Origin of the sequence: Mucilaginibacter sp. (assembly GCF_036383575.1) — a bacterium.
Taxonomy (GTDB): domain Bacteria; phylum Bacteroidota; class Bacteroidia; order Sphingobacteriales; family Sphingobacteriaceae; genus Mucilaginibacter.
Window position 1 is genome coordinate 1 of the sequence record NZ_DASVOB010000080.1, and the last position, 5,578, is coordinate 5,578.

At 41.9% G+C, this 5,578-nt stretch carries 5 protein-coding genes and 1 pseudogene; 1 reads left to right on the top strand and 5 read right to left on the bottom strand.

All coding sequences use genetic code 11. The features are described from left to right. The coding region (rseP, locus tag VF500_RS02925; RefSeq protein WP_330858240.1) for an RIP metalloprotease RseP at positions 1-915 on the top strand (915 nt) is incomplete at its 5' end. Positions 916-1,105: 190 nt separating this feature from the next. Here the strand turns inward: rseP and VF500_RS02930 are convergent. The 5 genes and pseudogenes from VF500_RS02930 to VF500_RS02950 form a co-directional block, all read right to left on the bottom strand. After that, positions 1,106-1,669, bottom strand: coding sequence for a DUF4199 domain-containing protein (locus VF500_RS02930; RefSeq protein WP_330858241.1), 564 nt, complete (start codon positions 1,667-1,669; stop codon positions 1,106-1,108). Positions 1,670-1,829: 160 nt separating this feature from the next. Beyond that, positions 1,830-2,411: a DUF4199 domain-containing protein gene (locus tag VF500_RS02935; RefSeq protein WP_330858242.1), complete on the bottom strand. Its 582-nt coding sequence runs from the start codon at positions 2,409-2,411 to the stop codon at positions 1,830-1,832. A gap of 30 nt (positions 2,412-2,441) precedes the next feature. After that, entirely contained in the window at positions 2,442-3,110 is a 669-nt protein-coding gene (locus VF500_RS02940; RefSeq protein WP_330858243.1) for a hypothetical protein, read from the bottom strand. A gap of 7 nt (positions 3,111-3,117) precedes the next feature. Then, positions 3,118-4,368, bottom strand: a complete 1,251-nt coding sequence (locus VF500_RS02945; protein ID WP_330858244.1) for a dihydroorotase — start codon at positions 4,366-4,368, stop codon at positions 3,118-3,120. A 32-nt stretch (positions 4,369-4,400) separates the two neighbouring features. Continuing rightward, positions 4,401-5,578 (bottom strand): annotated as a pseudogene (locus VF500_RS02950) (hypothetical protein); the annotation flags it as partial.

A 5,578-nucleotide genomic window follows, 5' to 3' on the forward strand; every position in this document is an offset into this window, starting at 1 on the left:
TATGGTATTGTACCGGGCGAGGTTGGTAAAAAAATAGGCCTTCAAATTGGCGATAAGGTTATCGCTATAAACGGGAAATCTTTCGAACGTTTTGATGACCTTACAAGCCCGCAGGTGCTTTTGGACAATACCGTATTTACTATACAACGCGGTACCCAAACCTTGCAGATCAAGATCCCGCGCACTATTTTGAATGATCTTAGCGATCATGATATAGAAGGTTTTATCAGTCGCCTGCCCCGTGCAAAGTTCATCGTTGATTCGCTGGAACCGGGCAGCAATGCTGTAAAGGCAGGTTTAAAAAAGGGCGACAGCATTGTAATGGCCAACAACCACCCTGTTATTTTTTACGATGAGCTGCAAACCCAATTGCTTGCCAATAAAGGCAAAAAAGTTATACTTGGTGTAAAACGCGATCATCAGTTGGTAAGCTTAAACGCACAGGTTACTGCTGAAGGCAAATTGGGTTTCTATCGCGCAAAAACCGATTTCCCGGATATCAAAACTGTTAAATATGGTTTCTTTGAAGCATTCCCTATAGGTGCTGAAAGAGCATGGGGAACTTTCAGGGATAACGCGAAAGGTATCGGCAAAATATTTAAAGGCGACGTTGCCCCAGGAAAAGCAGTAAGCGGCCCGGTAGCGATAGCCAACCTGTTTGGCGGCACTGTTGATTGGGTTCACTTCTGGACACTGGTGGGCTTCCTTTCGATGGTATTGGCGTTAATGAACCTGTTACCTATCCCGGCACTTGACGGCGGTCACGCCGTGTTCCTGATCATTGAAATGATCAAGGGCAAACCATTGAGCGATAAGTTCCTTGAGCGCGCGCAAATTGTAGGCTTTGTAATATTAGTTACCCTGATGGTATTTGTTTTTGGTAACGATATCGTGAAGCTGGTGATGAAAAAGTAGTGATTAGTAGTTGGAGGTCAGCGATTAGTTGGCCTTCTGAAGCACATACAAACAAAACAGGCCTTTCACTCGAAAGGCCTGTTTTGTTTTATATAGAATTTCATCGACTAATTTGAAATAAGTCAATTGAATGCTGTAATAGTCAAACGGTATTAGCTTTAAGCTTTGTGCATTCTGCTTTCAGCTTTTTTTATACCGCCGGATCGGTTGGCTTTGGACTTTCATAATTATCAGTGGTATCAAACGGTGAGCGCTCGTTTTTAAACACTGCTGCCGAGATCAGACTTACAATTGTGCCGAAAATGGCGTATATAAAAACAACTCCCACTACAGCAAATACCGCAAAATATTTACGGGTCATGCTTAAAGCTGCATCAATTTGATCCTGGCTTAATTTGCCGTCTTCGGTCATCTTCTTTTGTGATGCATCGATGATCTTATTTACCATTTCGGGGCTTAATATGGCATAGTAAACGTATGTAAATATGGCTATGAATACCCCGGTGAAAATGGTATACAAAAATCCTGATAAAAAGCCTTCGCCATAAGTTAGGTAGCCTCCAAGCTGATCCTTGTACTCTTTTTGGGCAAGAAACAAAAATGCCAGGAAAGGCAGAAAACTCAGGTATTTAAGGGATGAATTCGGATCAAGATCCATGAACTGGAACGCATAAGTGATAACTATTGAAGTTACCAGATTAATTAACGCCCACTTCAGGGCCGGTTGCGAGGGACTCGCCTTTTTTACTTCCATGATACAAGTGTTTAGTGTTTGGTTAAAATTAACCAATAATTCATTAAACAATTATATCATGTACATCTTTATTTTTAAGTCAGCAGGGAGCTTATATAACAAAACAAGCCTTTCAGATTTTGAAAGGCTTGTTTTGTTTTGTTACGGTTCTGCTTTTGAATCAGGAGGCGGGTCCTGCCGGTTCTCTCTTAAAGAACGCGGCAAAAATTATTGATAATACAAACAAGAATATAATGCTGATCCCTAACGATTGGATCTGTTGCCCAATGGTAACCGTTTTTTCGGCATCAAATGCTTTTTTCATTTCTATAATTTTAGCATCAGCTTCCTTCTTCTCCTCCGGTTTTGTAGTTTCGTCCTTTAGTTTGTTCAGGGCACTAACCATGGCTACCTCTGTTTTTTGAACCATATTGGGTTCAATTACTTTTGCAAAAAGCTGGTCTTTAATAATAAAAACCATCAGGTACGAAACAAAAAACATGATAAAAATTCCGGTACCGGCCTGGCGCATTGTCCATAGTCCGCCTATTTTGGCCCGAAGGTTTAACGAAAATAAAGCAGCTGCCGCTAAAGGCAGAAAGTATGAAAACACCATTGAACCAAAAGTGATGATCACAGCCGATTTGGCCAGCGTAACCATAAAATAAAAGTAAATAATGCTTATGGCTGATATTACCAACCCTAAGAATACCCCTTTGATCAATCCTTGCTTCTTTATCTTTTTATCTGTTTCTTCACTCATTTGGTGATATATACTTAAACGCTGTGTGTACTATTGAAAACTAACCAGGATCTCGAATACTGCCATATCAAATTCTTTATTGATGGCGTTATCGGCGATCTCTTTTTTCTCCTCATCAGATGGATCGATATTCTGGAAGAAGCAGAGCATTGGGTAAAACAGTTCCTTTAGTTCTGAATCTTCAGGAAGTGTTGCCGCTACTTTACTGATCTCAGATACCGGGCTTTCTATCAGGATCTGATTGGCGATAACGGGCTCATAAATCCTGTATTCGTCCTGAAACTCATCTTCATCAACTAATAAAAATTCCTTCAGGTAATCTTCCAGTTCCGGCTCAATATCTTCGTCTTCGCACTCATTAAGGTATAGCAAAAGATTAAGCAATTCGGTACCGCGGTCAAGTGTTTCTTCTTCAATGCTCTCCCACTCCGGGGTATCAAGATAATCTTCTTCCAGCTTTTTAACATCGGCACTGAAGAAATTGATCATAAGCAAGTCGAAGAATATTTCGCGAAGTTCTTCCACTTCAGGATTTTCATCAAAAACAGCATCAAGCTCATCTACTTTTGATAAAAAATCTTCATCGGATGCAAAAACGTCGGCAAACTCATCGGTTAACTGCGTTGCATCAAAGCTGTTGTATTTTGAGAAAGCCTCAAGCGCTGCTATAAAGGCGGTTTCTATTTTTGGATCGATCATAGGTATATTATTTAAAGATTTGTTGATTGTTGTAAGTTAACAATACTTTACCTTTTAAACTGTGCCCGATATACGGCGAGTTTGCAGATTTAGATTTGTTGTTAGCAGCACTATATTCCCATTCGTCATCAGTATCAAAAATTACCAAGTTGGCATTTTCCCCCTCGGCGATAACCGGCGTTTCAACACCGAGTATCTCACGTGGATTGATAGCCAGTTTTTCAACTATGAGTTCAACCGGCAGGCCGGCTTTTAAAGCCAGAGAAAAAGCAGTTTGCAAACCTGTTATACCATATTCGGCAACCTCAAACTCCACATCTTTAAATTCAATTTCGTGTGGGGTATGCTGCGATACTATGGCATCAATAGTTCCGTCTTTCAAACCTTTTATCAGCGCGGCTACATCATCGGCGGTACGAAGCGGCGGTTTAACTTTATATAAGCTGTCGAAGCCTAAAAGAGCTTCGTCAGTCAGCACCAGGTGGTGTGCGGCAACATCGCAGGTAACTTCAATACCCTTGCGTTTGGCCTCGCGGATCAAGTCGACCGAACGGGCAGTTGATATAGTAGAAAAATGGATGCGTGATACGGTATATTCGGCCAGATAAAGATCGCGTGCAACCATCAGCTCTTCCGCCAGTGAAGGAATCCCCTTCATGCCCAGCAATGTGCTGATCTCGCCTTCATTGACCTTAGCTTTACCGGCTATCGCAGTATCTTCAGGATAAGAGAAAACCAGCGCATCAAAACCTTGCGCATACAGTAAAGCTCTTTCCATTAAACCGGCATCCTGCACCGGACGACTGCCATCTGTAAAAGCTTTGGCGCCGCTTTGATACATATCGTACATTTCGGCAAGGTCTTTTCCTTCACGTTTTTGCGATATGGTTCCCAGCGGATAAACATCAACCAAATTACCTTTTGCACGGTTAAGCAGGTACTCTACTTCTGATTTAGAGTGCACAGGCGGTTGGCTGTTTGGCATCAGCGCTATACCTGTAAAGCCACCAGCTGCAGCTGCGTTGGTACCGGAACGAAGGTCTTCTTTAGTTTCCAGGCCTAATTCGCCTATGTTACAGTTAAGGTCGAAAAAACCGGGGGATACATATTTGCCTTCGGCGTCAAACAGTTCAACATCGGCGTCAATATCATCGGCTATACGGGTGATAACACCATTTTCAATTAAAATATCGGCAACTTGTTGATGAAAGGATGATCCGGGATCAAGAATAGTGGCTGATTTGATAAGCAAATTCATTAGCACTGCTTTATGTGTAGATTTTTATCGAACTATCCCGCTTGAATAAGACCCTGTTGATCAGGCTTATAGAGCCTAATTAACAATATTTCGGCAAGCAGGAAGATCAACGCCAAAATTATACAAAGTTTCCATAATTGTGTGCCAAAATTTGATTCGGCTACAACGCTTTTTATTGAGCCGTTACTCACTGTTAATAAGGGCTTTGCATTTGGCAATATTTTTTCCAGATCGGCTGCTGTAAAATAACTCATATCCGATTCGGCCCGGTTATCATTAAAAGCAAGGGTGGCCAATGTACTATCCTGTTTCCTGAGCGAATATATTCCCGGTTCGCGTAACTGATCCGAAACATACAATAACGTGCTTCCCTCCTGCTGTTTTACATCGGGGATAATGCTTTGATCGCCTTTGGTAAGTTTAAGCAATTGCTTTTCGGTAGTTTGCACCGGTGGCACCTCAAAGTTTTCATCGGCACCGAGTGTGTAAAATAGAGGTTGATCATGCCCGCTTAACAGCGCCATCCTGAATAGCACCGGCACAAACAAGGCATGCCTTGGTAAATTGCTGAAATCTTCATTAAGCGGCACGGCAGATACATATACATTCCCTTTTCCGCTGTCATAGCTTTCCCAAAAAGGTTCGCCGGTAGCCAAACTCATCAGGTTTTCCTGTTTAGCACCGCTTTTACTTAGCTGGTAATATTTTTTAACCAATGGCAGGTCGGGGTTTTGAGGAAAACTTTCAAACACATTTTTAAATACCGGGCTCTGCCTGTTGATAGCAGCTACTTTTATATCCTGGGTTACCAGTTTTTCAGGATATCCGGTGTTTAAGCCTAACAAAAAAGATTTATAATTAACCAGATCAGCCTCTATCGATGGAAACACCACCAGCGTCCCTCCTTTTGTAACGTATGTTTTTAATTGTTGGGCCAGTCCGGTAGCAATGGTTTTAATATCACTGATGATAATTATCGGATAAGTATTCAATGCCGCGTAATCAACATTGCCATCGGCAACCCTTGTTGCGGCAAAGAAAGCATCCGATGCAAAAACAGCTTTTAAATAAGGGTCTGGCGCGCCACCGTCAATTAGTAAGACAGGCATTTGCTGCTTTACATTAAAGCTGAAATAAAACTGGTTATCAAATGTAACAGGGTTATCCTGCAACTGGATCTCACCGCGTTGCCAGCCGGCTTTTAAACCCG

What these genes read in the sequence shown, in the direction of transcription:
- VF500_RS02935 (WP_330858242.1), bottom strand. Translation starts at nt 2,411, where the DNA reads ATGAGTGAAGAAACAGATAAAAAGATAAAGAAGCAAGGATTGATCAAA.
- VF500_RS02945 (WP_330858244.1), bottom strand. Translation starts at nt 4,368, where the DNA reads ATGAATTTGCTTATCAAATCAGCCACTATTCTTGATCCCGGATCATCC.
- VF500_RS02930 (WP_330858241.1), bottom strand. Translation starts at nt 1,669, where the DNA reads ATGGAAGTAAAAAAGGCGAGTCCCTCGCAACCGGCCCTGAAGTGGGCG.
- VF500_RS02940 (WP_330858243.1), bottom strand. Translation starts at nt 3,110, where the DNA reads ATGATCGATCCAAAAATAGAAACCGCCTTTATAGCAGCGCTTGAGGCT.